The organism is Pseudomonas sp. 2hn (genome assembly GCF_019646095.1).
Classification (GTDB): Bacteria; Pseudomonadota; Gammaproteobacteria; order Pseudomonadales; family Pseudomonadaceae; genus Aquipseudomonas; species Aquipseudomonas peradeniyensis.
Genome location: NZ_CP081016.1, coordinates 5,358,326 through 5,379,440, shown reverse-complemented (window position 1 = coordinate 5,379,440; position 21,115 = coordinate 5,358,326). Strand labels below are relative to the sequence as shown.

Here is a 21,115-nt window from a genome sequence, read left to right as displayed (position 1 = left end):
CCGGGGCATTCTTCCCCGTCTCTTCTATCGCTTCTCTAACCGGAGTTCGCCATCATGGCTGCTGCTTGGGTGCGCCTGTGCGCGTTGGTATTGATCGGGGTGTCCAGCGGTGCCGCGCTGGCCAAGGACAAGACGGCGATCGTCGTCGGTGGTGGCCTGGCAGGCCTGACAGCAGCCTATGAGCTGCAGGCCAAGGGCTGGCAGGTCACCCTGCTGGAAGCCAAATCGGGCATGGGTGGGCGTTCGGGGCTGGCCACCAGCGAGTGGATTGGCAACAGCAAGACCCAGCCGGTGCTCAACCAGTACCTGGAGCGGTTCAAGGTCGGTACCCTGCCAGCACCGGAGTTCGTGCGTAACCCCGGCTACCTGATCGACGGCGAGTATTTCAGCGCTGCCGATCTCGCCACCAAGCAACCGGCTACCGCCGAGGCCCTCAAGCGTTATGAGAAGACCCTCGACGACCTGGCCCGCTCCATCGAGGACCCGCTGAACCCGGCGGCCAACAGTACCCTGTTCGCCCTCGATCAGATGAACGTGTCCACCTGGCTGGACAAGCTGCAACTGCCGGCAACCGCCCGTCAGCTGGTCAACCAGCAGATCCGCACTCGTTACGACGAGCCATCGCGCCTGTCGTTGCTGTATTTCGCCCAGCAGAGCCGCGTCTACCGCAACGTCAGCGATCGCGACCTGCGCGCCGCGCGTCTGCCAGGCGGCAGCCCGGTGCTGGCCCAGGCCTTCGTCAAGCAACTCAAGACCATCAAGACCAGCTCGCCGGTCACCGCCATTGTCCAAGACAAGGACGGGGTGACGGTCAAGGTCGGTGCCGTCGGCTACCAGGCCGATTACCTGGTCATGGCCGTGCCGCTGCGGGCCCTGGCCAGGATCCAGATGACTCCGGGCCTGGACAACCAGCACCTGACCGCGCTGAAGGGCACCAACTACGGCTGGCGCGACCAACTGATGCTCAAGTTCAAGAACCCGGTATGGGAAAGCCGTGCGCGCATGTCCGGCGAGATCTTCTCCAACACCGGCCTGGGCATGCTGTGGATCGAGCCGGCGCTCAAGGGTGGCGCCAACGTGGTGATCAACCTGTCCGGCGACAACGCTCGCTTGCTGCAGGCCTTCGGTGACAAGCAGATGGTCGACCAGGTGCTGATCCGCCTGCACGCCTTCTACCCGCAAGCCCGTGGCGCCTTCACCGGTTACGAAGTGCGCCGTTACAGCACCGATGCCGGCATGGGGGGCGCCTACCTGGCCTACGGCCCAGGACAAATCAGCAAGTACTGGCGTCTGTGGGAGCGTCCGGTCCAGCGCATCGCCTTTGCCGGCGAGCATACCGACGCACTCTACCCGGGCACCCTCGAAGGCGCCCTGCGCAGCGGCCAGCGCGCCGCGGGCCAGGTCCAGGACCTGGCTGCGGGCAAGTCCTTCGACCCGGCCAAGGTCGCGCCGGTTGCCGCCGCAGCCGCCGCCGGAGCGGCGGGTGCGGTGGCGACGAAGGACAAGGGCGGGTTCTTCTCCAACCTGTTCGGTGGCGGTTCCGACAAGGCTCCGGCCAAGGCCGAGCCTGTGAAGGTCGAGGAGGCCAAGCAGGACAAGCCGGGCTTCTTCTCGCGCCTGTTCGGTGCTGCTGACAAGCCAGAGGTCAAGACCGCGCCGATCGCCAAGTCCGAGGAGATCGCCCCGGCGCCTGCACCCGCCCCCGCCCCGGTCGCCCCGGCACCTGTGGCCAAGGAGGAAGCGGTTAAACCTGCCGCCACCAAGCCTGCTCCAGCCAAGCCCGCGGCCAAGCAGGCACACAAGCCCGCTGCCAAGCCGGCGCCGGCGAAGAAGGCCACCGCCAAGTCGGAACCGACCAAGAAGCCAGTGGTCGACAGCCAGGCCAAGGCCGGCTGATCTCGCTATAGCCGCCATCGCGGGCCCCCGCGATGGCGTCGGCACATCCAAACGACTATCGTTAATGTTTCCTTAATAGGAAGCTTGCAGACTAAATATCGGATTTTTAGATAATCCGAAGCAATTTTTTACGCTTTTATTCGATGCATTACGCGCTAGTCTTGTGCGCAGCTTTCACGGGGAATACGCCAACATGCAACTGCGCAACTCATCTTCCCGCTATGGCCTGGTCAGCATCGTCCTGCACTGGGGCGTGGCGCTGGCGGTCTTCGGCCTGTTCGGCCTGGGCCTGTGGATGGTCGGCCTCGACTACTACAGCCCATGGCGCAAGTCCGGGCCTGATCTGCACAAGAGCATCGGCCTGGTGTTGCTGGCCGCCATGCTGCTACGCGTGCTCTGGCGTTTCATCAGCCCGCCACCGCCGGCACCGGCCAACCATGGCAAGGTCACCCGCCTGGCCGCCAAGCTGGGCCACCTGGCGCTGTACCTGGGCCTGTTCGCGGTGATGGTCGCCGGCTACCTGATTTCCACCGCCGACGGTGTCGGCATTCCGGTGTTCGGCCTGTTCGAGGTGCCGGCGCTGATCAGCGACCTGCCTGACCAGGCCGACACCGCCGGGGTGATCCACCTCTGGCTGGCCTGGGGCCTGGTGATTTTCGCGGTACTGCATGCCCTGGCGGCACTCAAGCACCATTTCATCGACCGTGACGCGACCCTGACCCGCATGCTGGGCCGCAAAGCTTGACTCTCAACCTCAATTGCAAAGGAAGGAAGTAAGGATGTTGAAAAAGACTTTTGCCGCTCTGGCGCTCGGTACCGCCCTGATCTCCGCCGGCCAGGCCATGGCCGCCGAATACAAGATCGACAAGGAAGGCCAGCACGCGTTCGTTGACTGGAAGATCAGCCACCTGGGCTACAGCTTCATCCACGGCACCTTCAAGGACTTCGACGGCAACTTCACCTGGGACAGCGCCAAGCCCGAGGCCAGCAAGATCAGCGTCGACCTGAAGACCGCCAGCCTGTGGTCGAACCACGCCGAGCGTGACAAGCACATCGCCAGCGCCGACTTCCTCGATGTGAAGAAGTACCCGCAGGCCAAGTTCGTCTCCACCGCCGTCAAGTCGACCGGTGAGAAGACTGCCGACGTTACCGGCGACCTGACCCTGCACGGCGTGACCAAGCCGGTCACCTTCAAGGCTGTGTTCAACGGTGAAGGCAAGGACCCGTGGGGTGGCGAGCGTGCTGGCTTCAACGCCAAGACCACGCTGAACCTGAACGACTTCGGGATCAAAGGCCCAGGCCCGACCTCCCAGACCCTGGACCTGGATATCAGCGTCGAAGGTGTGAAGCAGAAGTAATTAGCGTTAGCTGAAAGACCGAGGGGCCGCTACGCGGCCCTTTCGCGGCACAAGGCCGCTCCTACAGGTACTGCGCTAAGCCAAAGGGCTGCACTGAACCTGTAGGAGCGGCCTTGTGCCGCGAAAGGGCTGCATAGCAGCCCCTCGGTGTTTCGATCAGCCCTTGCGGGTCAGCAACGCCGGACGCTCACCGCGTGGGCGGCTCGGCAGGTCGTCCAGTTGCTCGGGCGTCGGGTAACGGTCGAGCTTGGATTCCTTGCGAATGATCACCGGCGCGCTCTGCGACTCGCGCGGGTTACGCACGGCTGGTTCCTGGCGAGCCGATTCGTCACGGCGGTTACGGCCGCCGTTGTTGTCACGACGAGCACCGCCATTGCTGCCACCACCGTTGCGCGGGCGTTTTTCACCCGAGCCCTGGCCTTGGCGCTGTTGGCCATTGCCACGACCTTGACCTTGCGCCTGACCACCGCCGCTGCGTTGGCCTTGCCCTTGACCTTGTCCGCCATTGCCACCTGGGCGACGGTTGCGCCCATGGTTCTTGGCATTCTGGTAAGGGCTGACGTAGTCGGCGCGGTTGCCGAAGTTATCCACATCGTCGTCCAGGAACTCTTCCGGGTCACGATCGGCGGGAGCCAAAGGGATGGCCTTCTGGCCCTGTGCAGCCTGCTGCTGGCGTGGCTTCTTGTCACGCGGCTTGCGCTGCTGCTGGCCTTGCTGCTGCTTGTCGCCGGCCTTTTCCTTGTCGGCCTGCTTCTCGCCCGCAGGTTTGTTGCGGCCTTTGTCCTTGCCCTTGTCCTTGCGTCCGCCACTGCCTTCCTTGCCGCCTTCGCCGCGAGGTTGCTGGTTGCGGCCACCGCGGCCAGTGTTCTGCTGGCGCTCGCGGACTTCCGGCTTCTCGGCCTCGACCTGGGAGGCGTCGAAGCCCATCAGGTCGCCATCCGGGATCTTTTGCTTGGTGACGCGCTCGATGCTCTTGAGCAGCTTCTCTTCGTCCGGGGCGACCATCGAGATGGCCTCGCCCGAGCGACCGGCACGGCCGGTGCGGCCGATGCGGTGAACGTAGTCTTCCTCGACGTTGGGCAGCTCGAAGTTGACCACGTGAGGCAACTGGTCGATGTCCAGGCCGCGGGCGGCGATGTCGGTGGCGACCAGCACGCGCACGGTGTTGGCCTTGAAGTCGGCCAGGGCCTTGGTGCGGGCGTTCTGGCTCTTGTTGCCGTGGATCGCCGCGGCAGTCAGGCCGTGCTTCTCGAGGTACTCGGCCAAGCGGTTGGCGCCGTGCTTGGTGCGGGTGAACACCAGTACCTGCTCCCAGGCACCCAGGGTGATCAGATGCGCCAGCAGGGCACGCTTGTGGCTGGCCGGCAGGCGGTAGACGCGCTGCTCGATGCGCTCGACGGTGGTGTTCGGCGGCGTGACCTCGATGCGCTCGGGGTTGTGCAGCAGCTTGTCGGCGAGGTCGGTGATGTCCTTGGAGAACGTCGCCGAGAACAGCAGGTTCTGGCGCTTGGCCGGCAGGCGCGCCAGCACTTTCTTGACGTCGTGGATGAAGCCCATGTCGAGCATGCGGTCGGCTTCGTCCAGCACCAGGATTTCGACCCGCGAGAGGTCGACGCTGCCCTGGCCGGCCAGGTCGAGCAAACGACCCGGGCAGGCGACCAGGACGTCGACGCCCTTGGCCATGGCCTGGACCTGCGGGTTCATGCCGACGCCGCCGAAGATGCAGGCGCTGATGAAGTTCAGGTCGCGGGCATAGACCTTGAAGCTGTCATGCACCTGGGCGGCCAGCTCGCGGGTCGGGGTCAGCACCAGCACGCGCGGCTGGCGCGGGCCGTGGCGTTGCGATTTGTCGGGGTGGCCACCCGGGAACAGGCGCTCGAGGATGGGGAGCGCGAAGCCGCCGGTTTTACCAGTACCTGTCTGGGCGGCGACCATCAGGTCGCGACCTTGCAACACGGCGGGAATGGCCCGCTGTTGCACCGGAGTGGGCTGGGTGTAGCCCGCTGCCTCGATAGCGCGGACAAGAGCCTCGGAGAGACCGAGGGAAGCAAAGGACATGGGCAATCCTGTTCTCGTGGGGGCTGGGCCCGATGGGGTGTTCTGCCTGGCGCGACGGGCATCGGAGGGATGCGATCGCGTCCGGTCCAGCTGGGCGTTCACGGCGCATCCTGGATGCCTGCAGGCGGCGCGCAAGGTGCGCTGCTGCGGGTCGAGATGCCTGTTGCGAGGCCGAGCGTCCGGGCGTGAGCCTGGCGGGAAGGCCCGAGTATAACAGAGCAATCAGGGTGTGCTGCGTTCCTGCTGCTCAACGGCGAAAGGAAAATCCCGATTGCCCAGGTAGCGGGCGTTGATCGCCGCATAGGCCGGCTCCTGCTTGAAGCGTCGCAGTTCATCGCTGAACGCCTGTGCCAGCTGCTCGCGGCCGGGCTTGCGGGCCAGCCCCAGGTACTGCGGTCGGCGGCTGATCACCAGGGGCAGCGCCTCGACGGTCTGTTCCAGGCCCAGCTGACGGCTGACATAGCGGCCAACCCGGCGGTCGGTCACCAGCAGGTCGATGCGCCCGAGCGCCAGCTTGCCGAAGTTGGCCTCGTGGCTGGGCGCAGGCTCGCGGCGGAACAGCGGCGATTCGGCGAAGCTGCCGTCGTAGACATAGCCCGGCGAGGTGCCCACGGTCAGCCCAGCCAGGTCTTCGAGGCGCTCGACCGGGTGGGGGCGTGAGCGGGCCTGGTAGAGGACGAACTCGACCTCTGACATGGGCTCGTCCGGGTAGACCAGGTAACCCTGGCGCGAGTCGACCCGGAAAATATCCATCACCGCGTCCGCCAGGCCCTGCTCGATCATGGCCAGGCAGCGCCGCCAGGGCAGGAACTGCCATTGCACCTCGACGCCCAGACGCTTGAACACCTCGTTGGTGACTTCGTAGTCGATGCCTTTGGGCTGACCGTTTTCCTGGTAGAGGTACGGCGCCCAGTCGTCGCTGACGATGCGCAGGCGTTCGGCATGGGCCAACGGGCTCAGGCCGGCGAGCAGCAACAGCAGGAAAGGGAGGATGAGCGTGCGCATGGCGGGAGAGTACGCTGCGAACCCGGGCAAGGCCAGTGAACACTGGTCGCGGGGGCCTGCGGCACAAGCGCGAATGAACAAGGCTTTGACCTGCGCCAAAGCCTTGTCCACGACCATCAGCGTGGCAGCTTCAGGTTATTCCAGATCGCCAGGCTCGGCTCGGCCTGGTTGAGCGTGTAGAAGTGCAGGCCCGGTGCGCCGCCTTGCAGCAGTTGTTCGCACATGCGGGTGATCACTTCCTCGCCGAAGGCCTGGATGCTGGCGGTGTCGTCGGCATAGGCTTCCAGCTGCTTGCGGATCCAGCGCGGGATCTCGGCGCCGCAGGCATCGGAGAAACGTGCCAGCTTGCTGTAGTTGGTGATCGGCATGATGCCGGGCACCACCGGGATGTCCACGCCCAGTTGCTGCGCGCGCTCGACGAAGTAGAAGTAGCTGTCGGCGTTGAAGAAGTACTGGGTGATGGCGCTGTCGGCGCCGGACTTGACCTTGTGCACGAAGTTGGCGAGATCCGTCTCGAAGTTGCGCGCTTGCGGGTGCATCTCCGGGTAGGCGGCGACCTCCAGGTGGAAGTGGTCGCCGGTTTCCTGGCGGATGAACTCGACCAGGTCGCTGGCGTAGCGTAGCTCGCCGCTGGCCATGCCCATGCCCGACGGCAGGTCGCCACGCAGGGCGACGATGCGCTTGATGCCGGCGGCCTGGTACTCGGCGAGCAGGGCACGCAGGTCGTCCTTGCTGTCACCCACACAGGACAGGTGCGGAGCAGCAGGGACCTTCACTTCGCTTTCCAGCTGCAGCACGGTGTTCAGCGTGCGGTCGCGGGTCGAGCCCCCGGCACCGTAGGTGCAGGAGAAGAAGTCCGGGTTGTAGCTGGCCAGCTGGCGGGCGACGCCCATCAGCTTCTCGTGGCCGGCGTCGGTCTTGGTGGGGAAGAACTCGAAACTGTAGCGGCGTTCTTGTGACATCTCTCGTTCCTTCGGTGGCGCGCCCGGGGCGGCTACCTGCAAATAAAAGCCAGGACGGTTGGGGCCGGCCTGGCTCGGACATCGGTTCGACGCGTTGCCAGCCAGCGCCAGGGCGATTGCCCGGCGCTGGCGCCGCTGCTTAGTAGCGGTAGGCGTCCGGCTTGAACGGACCTTCGACGGTCACACCGATGTACTCGGCCTGCTGCGGGGTCAGTTGGGTGACCACGCCGCCGAAGCCGCGGACCATCTCCAGGGCCACTTCCTCGTCCAGCTTCTTCGGCAGCACTTCCACGGTCAGGCGCTCGGCCTTCTTGGCGGCTGGCAGTTCGGCGAACTTCTGCTCGAACAGGAAGATCTGCGCCAGGACCTGGTTGGCGAACGAGCCGTCCATGATGCGGCTTGGGTGGCCGGTGGCGTTGCCCAGGTTCACCAGGCGGCCTTCGGCCAGCAGGATCAGGTAGTCGTCGTTCTGCGGGTCGAACACGCCAGCACCGGTGCGGTGGATCTTGTGCACCTGTGGCTTGACCTCTTCCCATGCCCAGTTCTTGCGCATGAAAGCGGTGTCGATCTCGTTGTCGAAGTGGCCGATGTTGCAGACCACGGCGCGCTTCTTCAGGGCCTTGAGCATGTTGGCGTCGCAGACGTTGACGTTACCGGTGGTGGTGACGATCAGGTCGATGCGGCCCAGCAGGTCCTTGTTGATGCCGGCTTCGGTGCCGGTGTTGATGCCGTCCTTGAACGGCGAGACCACTTCGAAGCCGTCCATGCAGGCCTGCATGGCGCAGATCGGGTCGACTTCGGTGACCTTGACGATCATGCCTTCCTGACGCAGGGACTGGGCCGAGCCCTTGCCCACGTCGCCGTAGCCGATCACCAGGGCCTGCTTGCCCGACAGCAGGTGGTCGGTACCGCGCTTGATGGCGTCGTTCAGGCTGTGACGGCAGCCGTACTTGTTGTCGTTCTTGCTCTTGGTGACCGAGTCGTTGACGTTGATCGCCGGGACTTTCAGCTCGCCCTTGGCCAGCATGTCGAGCAGGCGGTGCACGCCGGTGGTGGTCTCTTCGGTCACGCCGTGGATCTTGTCCAGCATGGCCGGGTATTTCTTGTGCAGGATTTCGGTCAGGTCACCGCCGTCGTCCAGGACCATGTTGGCGTCCCATGGCTGGCCGTCTTTCAGGATGGTCTGCTCGATGCACCACTCGTATTCCTGCTCGGTTTCACCTTTCCAGGCGAACACCGGGATGCCGGCGGCGGCGATGGCGGCGGCGGCCTGGTCCTGGGTGGAGAAGATGTTGCACGACGACCAGCGTACTTCGGCGCCCAGGGCGACCAGGGTCTCGATCAGCACGGCGGTCTGGATGGTCATGTGGATGCAGCCGATGATCTTCGCGCCCTTGAGCGGTTGCTCGGCTTGGTACTTGCGGCGCAGGCCCATCAGTGCCGGCATTTCCGATTCGGCGATGATGACTTCCTTGCGGCCCCAGTCGGCCAGGGAGATGTCGGCGACCTTGAAGTCGGAAAAACCAGCAGGCGTGTTTACAGCGCTCATTGAGAGCCTCCATTCGTAGTGTGCGAATGGGCGCCGTTGTGCGTTGAGCGTTCGCTTGCGCGAACAACGCCCCAACCGAGCCTGACAGGACGAACCTGCTGCAGCGCCCCTCGGCTGGGTGGCGGGATGGTCACCACTGCGGGGGACCATGTGAAACGGCAGGGATTATAGCCGCGGGCGTGTGACACACCCAAGACTTTCTGTCGATTAATCGAGACGATAGTCGATGTTCAATGGAGGGTGACCCAGCGGTCTGCCATCATTAGCCCATGTGAGCCAGGCAGGTCAGGAGTACAGATGAACTTTCACACCCGCAAATGGGTAAAACCCGAAGACCTCAACCCCAACGGCACCCTGTTCGGCGGCAGCCTGCTGCGCTGGATCGACGAGGAGGCGGCAATCTATGCCATCGTCCAGCTGGGCAACCAGCGCGTGGTGACCAAGTACATTTCCGAGATCAACTTCGTCAGCGCCTCGCGCCAGGGCGACATCATCGAGCTGGGCATCACCGCCACCGAGTTCGGCCGCACCTCGATCACCCTCAAGTGCGAAGTGCGCAACAAGATCACCCGCAAGGCGATCCTGACCGTCGACAAGATGGTCTTCGTCAACCTGGGCGAGGATGGTCAGCCGGCGCCGCACGGGCGGACCGAGATCAAGTACATCCAGGATCAGTTCCCGGACAGCGCCGTGGAGTGAGACCGGCGTTCGGCTCTTCGCGGGTAAACCCGCTCCCACAGGTCCTTCGGCGCCCTTGAAGGTTCTGCCATGCTGTGGGAGCGGGTTTACCCGCGAAGCAGCCAGCTCGATGCGTCAGGCTTGTTGGCTTACGCCTTTGACCACCTTCCCGACCGTCAGGCCCTGCACCAGGATCGACGACAGCACCACGATGTAGGTGATCGACAGCAGCAGGTCACGCTCATCGCCCTGTGGCAGCGACAGCGCCAGTGCCACCGACACGCCACCGCGCAGGCCTCCCCAGGTCAGCACGCGGATGGTGCCCTGCGGCACGGTCCGCCAGCGTCGCAGCAACACGATGGCCGGCGCCACGGTCAGCAGGCGCGAGGCCAGCACCGCCACCGCCAGCACGCCACCGGCCGCCAGGTGCAGCCAGTTGAACGGCAGCAGCAACAGCTCCAGGCCGATCAGGGCGAATAGCAGCGCGTTGAGCATGTCGTCGATCAGCTCCCAGAAACCGTCCATGTAGCGGCGGGTCATGTCGTTCATCGCCAGGTTGCGCCCAAGGTTGCCGATGATCAGGCCGGCCACCACCATGGCGATTGGCGCCGACACATGCAGCTCGTAGCACATGGCCGAGCCGCCGATCACCAGCGCCAGGGTCAGCATGACCTCGACCTGGTACTGCTCGACGCTCTTGATCATGCGATAGGTGGCATAGCCGATCAGGCCACCGAAGGCGATCCCGCCGATGGCTTCGCGGGCGAAGAGGATGGCGGTGTCGGTGACGCTCGGCGTCTCGCCCAGCTGGATGATGCCCAGCAGCACGGTGAACACCACCACCGCGGTGCCGTCGTTGAACAGCGACTCGCCGACGATGGTGGTCTTCAGCGGCTTGGAGGCGTTGGCGGTACGCAACGCGCCGAGCACGGCGATCGGGTCGGTCGGCGAGATCAGCGCGCCGAACAGCAGGCAGTAGATCAGCGGCACGTTCCAGCCGAACAGGGCGAACACCCAGTGCGCCAGGTAGCCGATCACCACGGTGGCGATCAGCACCCCGATGGTGGCCAAGAGGCCGATCGGCCAGCGGTAGCTGCGCAGGTCGGCGAGGTTGACGTGCAGGGCGCCGGCGAACAGCAGGAACGACAGCATCCAGTGCATCAGCAGGTCGTTGAAGTCGATCTGGTTCATCAGGCCTTCGACGCGCTCTTCCAGGCCAGGGAAGCCGATCAGGCTCAGGCCCTGCAGCATCAGGGAGAACAGCAGTGCGGTGACCATCACGCCGATGGCCGGCGGCAGGCCGATGAAGCGGTAGTTCACATAGGTGAGGAGGGTGGTGAGGCAGATAAACGCGGCAACTAATTCAAGCATCCCGAATCCTGTAACAGTGGCTTCCAAGTCGTTTCCCGAGTGACTCGGGCAGTTCTTTGATGACCTGGCGCGGGGTTCGGGACACACCTTATGACCCGAAATACCGAATTCGTTCCTCAAAACAGATTGCAGATACTTTGTGGGAGCACGCGTTATAGTGCGTGCAGCCGCCTGGTCATTGCGCAAGGAGCCCCGCGTGCTGGCAACCTCCCTGGTACTGGTCGCAGCCCTGCTCCACGCGACCTGGAACACCCTCATCAAGTTCAGCGGCGAACGCCTTCTGGTGATCGCCAGCATGGACCTTGTGGCACTGGTCTTCGCCGTTCTGGCGGTGGCGTTCGTCGAGTTTCCCCAGGCCGGCATCTGGCCCTGGCTGCTGGCATCGGCACTGGCCGAGCAGCTCTACCGTTACCTGCTGATCAAGGCCTATCGCGTCGGTGACCTGGGGCTGGTCTATCCGCTTATGCGCGGCCTGTCGCCGTTGGTGGTCCTGGGCCTGACCCTGGCTTTTGCCGGCGAGTCGCTCAGCCAGCAGCAGATCATCGGCATCCTGCTGATCCCTTGCGGCATGGTCTGCCTGCTGTGGCAGGGCGGTGGGGGTGATCGCCTACCCTGGTCGATGCTGCCGGTGGTGGCGCTGATTGGCCTGTGCATCGGTTGCTACACCTGGTTCGATGGCCAGGCCGTGCGCCTGTGGGGCAAGCCCTGGGATTACCTGGTGTGGCTGACCCTGCTCAGTGCCTGGCCGTTTCCGTTGCTGGCCGGCGTCGCCCGCCGCGCGCAGTTCGCGCTGTTCTGGCGCACCCAGTGGCGCCTCGGGCTAGCCGTGGGGCTGTGCGTGCTGCTGAGCTACGCTCTGGTGCTGTGGGCCATGCACCTGGGGTCGGTGGCCGAGGCGGCGGCGCTGCGCGAGCTGAGCGTGATCCTCGTGGTGCTGCTGGGCATGCGCTACCTTAAAGAACCTTTTGGCGGGCCGAGACTCCTAGCTTGCGGGCTGGTCCTGGCCGGCATGCTGGTGATGAAACTGTGAACCGATCCTCTGTGAACAAGGAGTCCTGTAGATGACCGTTGCCCTGTGGTGCATTCTCGTCGCGCTGGTCCTGCCGCCGCTGTGCGCATTGATCGCCAAGCTCAGCAGCGGGTACTTTGGCCTGCGCGCCAATCACGACCCGCGTGCGTTCCTGGACAAGCTCGAAGGGCTGCCCCGGCGTGCCCATGCAGCGCAGTTGAACGGCTACGAGGCGTTCCCTGCGTTTGCCGCGGCGGTGCTGGTGGCCGACATCGTCGGCAATGCCGAGCAGGTGACCCAGGATGTGCTGGGGGTGGTGTACATCACCAGCCGGCTGCTCTACATCATCTGCTACCTGGCGGACTGGGCGGTGCTGCGTTCGCTGGTGTGGTTCGTCGGGATGGCGCTGATTGTGTCGTTCTTCGTCGTATCGATTTGAATGCATCGCGGGGCAAGCCCGCTCCCACGCAATCATCGTGGGAGCGGGCTTGCCCCGCGATAGCGCCTGTCAGGGTACTTTCGGCACTTCGGGCAAAGGCTGCCCCTTGGGCCACAGCATCCAGATCTGCCCCTGCTGCTTCATGTTCCCCGCCAGCTCGCCGGCCTCGGGGCCGGTGCCCCAAAACAGGTCTGCGCGCACTTCGCCGGTGATGGCGCCGCCAGTGTCCTGGGCGCCGACCGGGCGCACCACCGGGCTGCCGTCCGGGCGGGTGGTGGCCAGCCAGAGCAGGCTGCCCAGAGGAATCACCTTGCGGTCGATCGCCACGCTGTAGCCTGCGGTCAGCGGCACGTTGAGCGAGCCGCGCGGTCCCTCGTTGCTGTCCGGGCGGGTGCTGAAGAACACGTAGCTCGGGTTGCTCGCCAGCAGCTCGGGCACACGTTGCGGGTTGGCCTGGGCCCAGGCGTGGATGCTGCCCATGGTCACCTCTTCCTTCGGCAGCTGCCCCTGCTCCACCAGCCAGCGGCCGATCGGTCGGTACGGGTGGCCGTTCTGGTCGGCGTAGCCCAGGCGCAGCTGGCGGCCGTTCTCCAGCTGGATACGGCCCGAGCCCTGTATCTGCAGGAACTGCAGGTCCATCGGGTCGGTCAGCCAGGCCAGCACCGGCGCCTTGGCGCCGTCGCGGTTGATCACCTCGGCGGTGTCGTAGGGCTTGAGCAGCCGCCCGTCGAGGCGCCCGCGCAGGCGCTTGCCCTTGAGCTCTGGGTACACGCTGGCCAGGTCGACCACGATCATGTCCTCGGGCACGCCATACACCGGGACGTGCGCCCTGTCGGTGCGAGCCAGGCTGCCGGGGTAGACCGGCTCGTAGTAGCCGGTGATCAGGCCGTTGGCGCTGTTCTGCGCCGAGCGCAGGCCATAGACCTGGAGGTTCTGTTCGAGGAAGGTGCGCACCTGGGCGGCATCGGCCGTGGCCGAGCCCGCTGCCTCGCAGGTGGCGGCCCACACCGGGTCGCGCCTGAGCTTCTCGCAGCCATTACGCCAGGCGTAGAAGCCGGCCAGCAGGTCGTCGTCGCTGACCTGGGGCAGGTCCTTGAAGGTGGCTGGCACGTAGGTGGCAATGGCGTGGGGTTCGGGCTTGGCGCTTTCGCCGCCGTTGCAGCCGGCCAGGAGCGCCAGGGCGGGCAGTGCCCAGGCGAGATGGCGCAATGCAGATTTCATGTCGTCGATCCTGTAGGGGGCGAAGCATGAAGATTCACCCCTGTTTTCTGTGTGGCTATTGGTCTTTGCCCGCGAGGCGGCGATACTGGCCGCCCGTTTTCCTGGCCGAAGAGACCGTGATGTTCAAGCGATTGACCGTAGTACTGCTCGCCGCCCTTGCCCTGAGTGCCTGTGACGGCGTTGATCCCAACTCGCCGCTGGGCCAGCGCAAGGCGATCTTCAAGCAGATGCTCAAGACCAGCGAAGACATGGGCGGCATGCTGCGCGGGCGCCTGCCCTTCGACGGCGTGAAGTTCGCCGATGGTGCGGCGAAGCTGGACAGCCTGGCCCACGCGCCGTGGCAGCATTTCCCGCAGGTGCGCGACGCGGGCGACAGCAGCGCGCGGGCCGAGGTCTGGGAGCGCCAGGCGCGGTTCCAGGACCTGGCCCGGCAACTGGAGGGCGTCACCGGCGAGTTGGTCGCGGTGACCCGTGCCCAGCCGCTGGATGCGGCGCAGGTGAAGGCGCCGATGGACAGGGTCGAGGCGGCGTGCAAGGCCTGTCATAGCGAGTTTCGCAATCACTGAGCGAGTGGGCCGTTGTGGGTGCGGGCTCGTGGGAGCGGGCTTGCCACGCGATGGCGTCGGATCGGCCAGTGACGTTGCCTGGGCTGACGTCATCGCGGGGCAGGCCCGCTCCCACGGTTCGTACACATAAGACCGGTCGGCTAGCGTTCGAGCTCGTCCACGGCTTCCTGCAGCTCCTTCTTCGCCTCGGCCAGCTTGTCCTTGCGCTTGTTGATCTTCTCCGCGTCGCCCTTCTTCATGGCCTTGTCCAGATCCTTGGTGCGCTGGTTCACCTCATGGCGAGCGTCGAGCACCTTCTGCTCGCGCTCCTTGCGCAGGCCGGCATCGGTGCAGTGTTCGGTGACTTCGCTCAAGGCTTTTTCCAGGCCCGTCAGCTGATCGCTGTTGCCATGGGCGCGGGCTTGCTCGATCTGTTCGCTGATGGCCTGGCGCTTGGCCGCGCAGCCGGTCAGGCCCGGCTGCTCTTCGGCGGCCAGCAACGGGCTGGCGACGAAGCCGAGCAGGGTGGACAGGGCGAGGGACGAAAGCAGTTTCATCGGGGGCTCCATTCGGGGCTGGGCAACAGAAAGCGAAATGCTGCCCTGATCCGCGCAAATTAGAAACCCTCGATTGCATGGGCGCGCAGGTTTCGGGCCAGCGCCTGAACCCGCTCGTGGGCGAAAAAAGCCTGCAATTGCTCTGCTCGACCAGGCCCGACGCCAGGTTCGGCAAGCCATTGCTCGATGTTTCTGGATGCCAGTGTGTGCCAGTCGGGGCCCATTTGCAGGCTGGACGGTGCGGGTACGCCGAGGCCTCGTAGCCAACGCTGGAAAGGCTGGCGGCGGGCCTGGGCGAAAGCAGTCTGCAATTGCCTGGCTCGAGCCTGGGCGATCCCAGGTACCTTGAGCAATTGGTCCTGTTCGAGGCTCAGCCAATCAGTCAGTTGCACGATATGGCCACTCTCGACGAGGTGCTTCCAGGTTTCGGCCCCCAGGCCTGGCAGGTCGAGGCCCTGCTTGCCGCCCAGCCAGGCCAGGCGGGCAAGGAACTGCTGCTGGCAGTCCTTGTCGGCCTGCCAGCAACTGAGAGCGTGATAGGTCGCCGGATCCGGAGCCTGCACGATGGGGCGTCGCGCGGCACGATGCACCACGCTTTCCAGACGTGGAATGGTCAGGCCGGCCAGGCTGACCGCTATCTGGTCACCGGGGCGAACGTCCAGCTGTTTCCAGCGCGCCAGCGAGCCGAGACTGAGCTGGCTGATCCGGCGGTCGTCCAGGGTCACCGGTTGTAACAGCAGCAAGGGCGTGATGCGCCCGGTACGGCCGATTCGGAACTGCACATCCCTGACCTGCGCCAGCGCCTGGGCGAACGGATACTTCCAGGCAGCGATCCAGTAGGATGCCTGGGCGCGCCAGCGCTGTGCCGGGGGACGGCTGTCCTGGCGCAGGATCACGCCGTCGCTGGCGAAGGGCAGGGGCGAGCGGTACCAGTGCTGACGCCAGCGCGTCGCCTCGGCAACGCCCTCGATGGCCACGCTCAAGCGCTGGCTGTCGGGGAAGCCAAGCACTGCCAGGCGTGCCAGGCGCTCGGCCTGGTTATCCGGGCCGTGCGGCCAGTCCCAGACGAAGAGTCCGATGCCTTCGCCTTGTTCCTCGGTCATCCGTTTGCGCGCCAGCAGCCCGGCGACGGTGCCGCGTGCATTGGCACTGCCTGCCTCGGCCTGCACATGGTCGTCCAGGCGCCAGTACAGCTCGCCCTGGAACACCGCGTCCAGCGGTTGGGAAAGTTGCCGCGCGATGCCGCTCAGCATGGGGATGTGCCGGCTCCAGTCGTGCCCCAGCGTGCCATCGCCACGGCTGAGCAGACCCGTCAGTTGTCCCTGGCGATAGATCAGCGACACCGCGACGCCGTCGACCTTCGGCTGCATCCAGACGTCGCGTTTGCCCTGCAGCCATCGGGCTACGGCCTGCTCGTCGGCAAGCTTGTCGACACCGGTGTGGGGGATGGGGTGAGGGATAGTGCCGCGGGCGCTCGCCAGCGGCGCTTCGTCGTGGGAAAGGCCAAAGCAGGCTTGAAGTTCCAGCAGGTGCTGGCGGCTTTGATCGTAGAGTTCGTCGGCCACCAGGGCGATACCCAGGCGATGGTACTGGTCATCCCAATGAGCGAGGGTGGCACGCAGTTGTGCGATCTCGGCTTCGGCCTGCGCGGTGCCCCAGGCCGGGCACGCGCTCGCCTGGGCGATGGAGTGGTGCAACAGCAGCGCTATGAGTATCAGCAGCAACGGCATGGCCGGCATCCTTGCGAGGCGGGAAGGAGTCCTCAGCCTAGGCGGGCGGCGGCGTTGGCAACGGCGGTGATTTGTCAGCCGATATGTCACAAAAAAGCCCCTGCCGATCACTCGGCAGGGGCTTTCCGTTACTGCTGTAGGAGGCTTACAGGCCAGCGGCGTCGCGCAGGGCGGCGGCGCGGTCGGTGCGCTCCCAGGTGAAGGTGGTGAAGGTGTCGTCACCGACGGTCTTCTGCTGCGGCGTACGGCCGAAGTGACCGTAGGCGGCGGTTTCCTGGTACATCGGATGCAGCAGGTCGAGCATGGTGGTGATGGCGTACGGACGCAGGTCGAAGCACTCGCGCACCAGCTGGATGATCTTGTCGTCGGAAACCTTGCCGGTACCGAAGGTGTTGATCGAGATGGAAGTCGGCTGGGCCACGCCGATGGCGTAGGACACCTGGATCTCGCAGCGCTCGGCGAGGCCCGCGGCAACGATGTTCTTGGCCACGTAGCGGCCGGCGTAGGCGGCCGAACGGTCGACCTTGGACGGGTCCTTGCCGGAGAACGCGCCACCACCGTGGCGGGCCATGCCGCCGTAGCTGTCGACGATGATCTTGCGTCCGGTCAGGCCGCAGTCGCCCACCGGGCCACCGATGATGAAGTTGCCGGTCGGGTTGATGTGGTACTGGGTGTCCTTGTGCAGCAGCTCGGCCGGCAGGGTGTGCTTGACGATCAGCTCCATCACCGCTTCCTGGAGGTCTTTCTGCGACACTTCAGGGTTGTGCTGGGTCGACAGGACGACGGCATCGATGCCTACGACCTTGCCGTTTTCATAGCGGCAGGTGACCTGGGACTTGGCGTCCGGGCGCAGCCATGGCAGCAGCTTGGACTTGCGCGCTTCGGCCTGGCGCTCGACCAGGCGGTGCGAGAAGCAGATCGGCGCCGGCATCAGCACGTCGGTTTCGTTGCTGGCGTAGCCGAACATCAGGCCCTGGTCGCCGGCGCCCTGGTCTTCCGGGCGCGAGCGATCGACGCCCTGGGCGATATCCACCGACTGCTTGCCGATGATGTTCATCACGGCGCAGGTGGCGCCGTCGAAGCCGACATCGGAGCTGTTGTAACCGATGTCGATGATCACTTTGCGCACCAGCTCTTCCAGGTCGACCCAGGCCGAGGTGGTGACTTCACCGGCGATGATGGCGACACCGGTCTTGACCAGGGTCTCGCAGGCCACGCGGGCGTACTTGTCCTGGGCGATGATGGCGTCCAGCACCGCGTCGGAGATCTGGTCGGCGATCTTGTCCGGATGCCCTTCGGACACGGACTCGGAGGTGAAAAGGGAGTATTCGCTCATCTCGATGGGTTCCTGAAATTTACCGATGTTGTATGTCGCCAGTGGTCCGCTGGAAGTGCCGGACCTGGATCTGGAAACCGTTACGCAAGCCCACGTAGAGGCTGTCCCCGGGGGCCAGCCCTGCCGCGTTGGCCCAACGGGCCAGGTCGTCCTGCTCGAAGCCAAGCCACAGGTCGCCGCAGGCTTCGCGCGCCCACCCCTGGTCATGGCTGCACAGTTCGGTGACCAGCAGGCTGCCGCCCGCCTTCACCCGTCTGGCCAGCAGGCGCAGGGCCTGGGCCGGATCGCTGAAATGGTGCAGGACCATGTTCAGCACAACGCAGTCGGCTTCCACATCCGTTGCACCCAGTGCATCGGCCAACTGCAGGTTTACGTTACTCAATTCGTTGCGCTCGCAGACCTGGCGGGCCAGCTCGAGCATGGTCGGGCTGTTGTCCATGGCCGTGACCTGCTCGAAGCGTCTGGCCAGGTCGGGCAGGAAACCGCCGTCGCCGGGGCCGACCTCCAAGGCGCTGGCACCGGCCTCGAAGCTCAGCTTGTCGAGCAGCGCCAGCAGGCTCTCGCGGTATTGCGGCAGGCCGGCGATCAGGTCCTGCTGGGCACGGAACTTCTCTTCCACGCGCAGGAAGAAATCCTGGCTGGTGGCGGCGCGACGCTGCTGGACCTGGGCGATGCGAGCCAGTACCGCTTGAGGCAGGGCGAGGTCATCGACCTCCTCGAGCAGCGCCGAATGCAGGCGACCGCCCAGGCGCTGGCTGTCGGGCAGGGCGCGGCGGTAGAAGATCGCGTTGCCTTCGCGGCGGGTCGCCACCAGTTCGGCCTGGGCCAGCACCTTCAGGTGATGGCTCATGCCCGACTGGCCGATGTCGAAGATCTGCGCCAGCTCCAGCACGCCGAACGAATCATTGGCCAATGCGCGCAGCACGTTCAGGCGCAGGGGGTCGCCGCCGGCCTTGCACAGGGCGGCCAGCTCGTCGCTGCGTTGTGGGGTGATGGGCGCATTGAGGTTCATGGGGCGGGAGTCTAGACAGGGGATGCTGTCGTCGCAATAGCAATATCAAAAAGTTTTGATATTGCCTGACCGATGGCCCCGTGGGGCTGATTGTGGGAGCGGGCTTTTCTACTCTTTTCCCAATCAATCACAGGAAAAAAGCCCGACTGCGACCATACGTCATTGCCCCCGGCCCCCCCTGTGGGCGAAAATGGCCGCCTTTTTTCGCTTCACCACCTATTTCAAGCCCCAGGAGACTCAGCGATGCCCAGCCGTCGTGAACGTGCCAACGCCATTCGTGCCCTCAGCATGGATGCCGTGCAAAAGGCCAACAGCGGCCACCCAGGTGCCCCCATGGGTATGGCGGATATCGCCGAAGTGCTTTGGCGCGACTACCTGAAGCACAACCCGAGCAACCCAAGCTTCGCCGACCGCGACCGTTTCGTGCTGTCCAACGGCCACGGCTCGATGCTGATCTACTCGCTGCTGCACCTGACCGGCTACGACGTCACCATCGACGACCTCAAGGCCTTCCGCCAGCTGCACAGCCGCACCCCGGGCCACCCGGAGTTCGGTTACACCCCGGGCGTCGAGACCACCACCGGCCCGCTGGGCCAAGGCCTGGCCAACGCCGTGGGCTTCGCCCTGGCGGAAAAAGTGCTGGGTGCCCAGTTCAACCGTGAAGGCCACGACATCGTCGACCACAACACCTACGTGTTCCTCGGCGACGGCTGCATGATGGAAGGCATCTCCCATGAAGTCGCCTCGCTGGCCGGCACCCTGGGCCTGAACAAGCTGGTTGCCTTCTACGACGACAACGGCATCTCCATCGACGGCGAAGTCCACGGCTGGTTCACCGACAACACCCCGGCGCGCTTCGAGGCCTACAACTGGCTGGTGATCCGCAACGTCAACGGCCACGACGCCGACGAGATCAAGACCGCCATCGAGACCGCGCGCAAGAGCGACCGTCCGACCCTGATCTGCTGCAAGACCATCATCGGCTTCGGCTCGCCGAACAAGCAGGGCAAGGAAGACTGCCACGGCGCACCGCTGGGCAACGACGAAATCGCCCTGGCCCGCAAGGAACTGAACTGGAACCACGGCCCGTTCGAAATCCCGGCCGACATCAAGGCCGAGTGGGATGCCAAGGAAGCTGGCGCCAAGGTCGAAGCCGAGTGGAATCAGCGCTTCGATGCCTACGCCAAGGCCTATCCTGAGCTGGCTGCCGAGTTCAAGCGCCGCGCCGCCGGCGACCTGCCGGCCGACTTCTCCGAGAAGGCCCAGGCCTACATCAACGAAGTTGCTGCAAAGGGCGAGACCATCGCCAGCCGCAAGGCCAGCCAGAACACCCTGAACGCCTTCGGCCCGCTGCTGCCCGAGTTCCTTGGCGGCTCCGCCGACCTGGCCGGCTCCAACCTGACCCTGTGGAAAGGCTGCAAGGGCGTCGAAGCCAACGATGCCAGCGGCAACTACGTGTTCTACGGCGTGCGCGAGTTCGGCATGACCGCCATCATGAACGGCGTCGCCCTGCACGGCGGCCTGGTGCCTTACGGCGCCACCTTCCTGATGTTCATGGAATACGCCCGCAACGCCGTGCGCATGTCGGCGCTGATGAAGCAGCGCGTGATCCACGTCTACACCCACGACTCCATCGGCCTGGGCGAAGACGGTCCGACCCACCAGCCAATCGAGCAGCTGACCAGCCTGCGCAGCACGCCGAACCTGGACACCTGGCGTCCGGCCGACGCGGTGGAATCCGCCGTGTCCTGGAAAGCCGCCCTGGAGCGCAAGGACGGCCCGTCGGCACTGATCTTCTCGCGCCAGAACCTGCAGCACCAGACCCGCGACGCCCAGCAGATCGCCGATATCGCCCGTGGCGGTTACGTGCTCAAGGACTGCGCCGGCGAGCCTGAGCTGATCCTGATCGCCACTGGTTCCGAAGTGGGCCTGGCCGTTCAGGCCTTCGACAAGCTGACCGCCGAAGGCCGCAAGGTCCGCGTCGTTTCGATGCCGAGCACCAGCGTGTTCGACGCCCAGGACGCAGCCTACAAGCAGTCGGTACTGCCGCTGGAAGTTGGCGCGCGTATCGCCATCGAAGCCGCTCACGCCGACTTCTGGTACAAGTACGTCGGCCTCGAAGGCCGCGTGATCGGCATGACCACCTACGGCGAGTCGGCCCCGGCCAGCGCGCTGTTCGAGGAGTTCGGCTTCACCCTGGACAACATCCTGGGCACCGCCGAAGAGCTGCTGGAAGACTGATACAGGTAAGGCGAGGGCCTTTGGCCCTCGTTCGCGGCACAAGGCCGCTCCTACAGGGCATTGCGCACGCCGTTTCCTGTAGGAGCGGCCTTGTGCCGCGAATGGGCCGCGCAGCGGCCCCGTTCAACCGCCGGAGTTCAAGAGCTAC

At 65.2% G+C, this 21,115-nt stretch carries 18 protein-coding genes and 1 riboswitch; of the genes, 8 read left to right on the top strand and 10 right to left on the bottom strand.

The window, feature by feature from the left end; all coding sequences use genetic code 11:
- Positions 1 to 54 precede the first annotated feature (54 nt).
- From K2O50_RS24280 to K2O50_RS24270, 3 genes are all read left to right on the top strand, one after another.
- Positions 55 to 1,896 (top strand): flavin monoamine oxidase family protein, encoded by a 1,842-nt coding sequence (locus K2O50_RS24280; RefSeq protein WP_220689949.1) that lies wholly within the window; start codon positions 55 to 57, stop codon positions 1,894 to 1,896.
- Between the two features lie 193 nt (positions 1,897 to 2,089).
- Entirely contained in the window at positions 2,090 to 2,641 is a 552-nt protein-coding gene (locus tag K2O50_RS24275) for a cytochrome b (RefSeq protein WP_050707234.1), read from the top strand.
- 34 nt (positions 2,642 to 2,675) lie between these two features.
- Entirely contained in the window at positions 2,676 to 3,254 is a 579-nt protein-coding gene (locus K2O50_RS24270; protein ID WP_050707233.1) for a YceI family protein, read from the top strand.
- Positions 3,255 to 3,410: 156 nt separating this feature from the next.
- Here K2O50_RS24270 and K2O50_RS24265 read toward each other — a convergent pair whose 3' ends face one another.
- The 4 genes from K2O50_RS24265 to ahcY all read right to left on the bottom strand — a co-directional run bounded on the left by K2O50_RS24265 (position 3,411) and on the right by ahcY (position 8,828).
- Positions 3,411 to 5,312 (bottom strand): DEAD/DEAH box helicase, encoded by a 1,902-nt coding sequence (locus K2O50_RS24265; RefSeq protein WP_220689948.1) that lies wholly within the window; start codon positions 5,310 to 5,312, stop codon positions 3,411 to 3,413.
- Positions 5,313 to 5,534: 222 nt separating this feature from the next.
- Positions 5,535 to 6,317, bottom strand: a complete 783-nt coding sequence (locus tag K2O50_RS24260; protein WP_050707231.1) for an ABC transporter substrate-binding protein — start codon at positions 6,315 to 6,317, stop codon at positions 5,535 to 5,537.
- Between the two features lie 116 nt (positions 6,318 to 6,433).
- Positions 6,434 to 7,279, bottom strand: coding sequence for a methylenetetrahydrofolate reductase [NAD(P)H] (gene metF, locus K2O50_RS24255; protein ID WP_050707229.1), 846 nt, complete (start codon positions 7,277 to 7,279; stop codon positions 6,434 to 6,436).
- 139 nt (positions 7,280 to 7,418) lie between these two features.
- On the bottom strand, positions 7,419 to 8,828 hold the full coding sequence (gene ahcY / locus K2O50_RS24250; RefSeq protein WP_028688336.1) for an adenosylhomocysteinase: 1,410 nt from the start codon (positions 8,826 to 8,828) through the stop codon (positions 7,419 to 7,421).
- A 21-nt stretch (positions 8,829 to 8,849) separates the two neighbouring features.
- Positions 8,850 to 8,946: riboswitch (S-adenosyl-L-homocysteine riboswitch) on the bottom strand.
- Between the two features lie 179 nt (positions 8,947 to 9,125).
- Between ahcY and K2O50_RS24245 the strand changes: the two genes are divergently transcribed.
- A complete protein-coding gene (locus K2O50_RS24245) occupies positions 9,126 to 9,527 on the top strand; it encodes an acyl-CoA thioesterase (RefSeq protein ID WP_050707228.1) in 402 nt (133 codons plus the stop codon).
- Positions 9,528 to 9,641: 114 nt separating this feature from the next.
- Here K2O50_RS24245 and K2O50_RS24240 read toward each other — a convergent pair whose 3' ends face one another.
- Positions 9,642 to 10,877 carry a sodium:proton antiporter gene (locus tag K2O50_RS24240; protein ID WP_050707227.1) on the bottom strand — a complete coding sequence of 412 codons (1,236 nt, stop codon included), beginning with the start codon at positions 10,875 to 10,877 and terminating at the stop codon, positions 9,642 to 9,644.
- A gap of 196 nt (positions 10,878 to 11,073) precedes the next feature.
- Between K2O50_RS24240 and K2O50_RS24235 the strand changes: the two genes are divergently transcribed.
- Positions 11,074 to 11,907, top strand: coding sequence for a DMT family transporter (locus K2O50_RS24235; RefSeq protein WP_050707226.1), 834 nt, complete (start codon positions 11,074 to 11,076; stop codon positions 11,905 to 11,907).
- Between the two features lie 31 nt (positions 11,908 to 11,938).
- Positions 11,939 to 12,325, top strand: coding sequence for an MAPEG family protein (locus K2O50_RS24230; protein WP_050707225.1), 387 nt, complete (start codon positions 11,939 to 11,941; stop codon positions 12,323 to 12,325).
- Between the two features lie 69 nt (positions 12,326 to 12,394).
- On the opposite strand, the gene K2O50_RS24225 is transcribed toward K2O50_RS24230, so the two are convergent.
- Positions 12,395 to 13,546, bottom strand: coding sequence for a murein transglycosylase A (locus tag K2O50_RS24225; protein ID WP_050707224.1), 1,152 nt, complete (start codon positions 13,544 to 13,546; stop codon positions 12,395 to 12,397).
- Positions 13,547 to 13,665: 119 nt separating this feature from the next.
- Here K2O50_RS24225 and K2O50_RS24220 point away from each other — a divergent pair, with 119 nt between their 5' ends.
- Positions 13,666 to 14,112, top strand: coding sequence for a cytochrome c (locus tag K2O50_RS24220; protein ID WP_050707223.1), 447 nt, complete (start codon positions 13,666 to 13,668; stop codon positions 14,110 to 14,112).
- Between the two features lie 140 nt (positions 14,113 to 14,252).
- Here the strand turns inward: K2O50_RS24220 and K2O50_RS24215 are convergent, their stop codons facing one another.
- The 4 genes from K2O50_RS24215 to K2O50_RS24200 form a co-directional block, all read right to left on the bottom strand.
- Positions 14,253 to 14,648, bottom strand: coding sequence for a DUF1090 domain-containing protein (locus tag K2O50_RS24215; RefSeq protein WP_050707222.1), 396 nt, complete (start codon positions 14,646 to 14,648; stop codon positions 14,253 to 14,255).
- Between the two features lie 59 nt (positions 14,649 to 14,707).
- A complete protein-coding gene (gene ligB, locus K2O50_RS24210; protein ID WP_050707221.1) occupies positions 14,708 to 16,378 on the bottom strand; it encodes an NAD-dependent DNA ligase LigB in 1,671 nt (556 codons plus the stop codon).
- Between the two features lie 145 nt (positions 16,379 to 16,523).
- Complete coding sequence (gene metK / locus K2O50_RS24205; protein ID WP_050707220.1) at positions 16,524 to 17,714, bottom strand: methionine adenosyltransferase; 1,191 nt, start codon at positions 17,712 to 17,714, stop codon at positions 16,524 to 16,526.
- 19 nt (positions 17,715 to 17,733) lie between these two features.
- The gene (locus K2O50_RS24200; protein ID WP_050707219.1) at positions 17,734 to 18,726 is read right to left on the bottom strand and encodes a metalloregulator ArsR/SmtB family transcription factor; all 993 of its coding nucleotides are present in this window, start codon (positions 18,724 to 18,726) and stop codon (positions 17,734 to 17,736) included.
- A 243-nt stretch (positions 18,727 to 18,969) separates the two neighbouring features.
- Here K2O50_RS24200 and tkt point away from each other — a divergent pair, with 243 nt between their 5' ends.
- A complete protein-coding gene (tkt, locus tag K2O50_RS24195) occupies positions 18,970 to 20,967 on the top strand; it encodes a transketolase (RefSeq protein ID WP_050707218.1) in 1,998 nt (665 codons plus the stop codon).
- Positions 20,968 to 21,115: the final 148 nt, after the last annotated feature.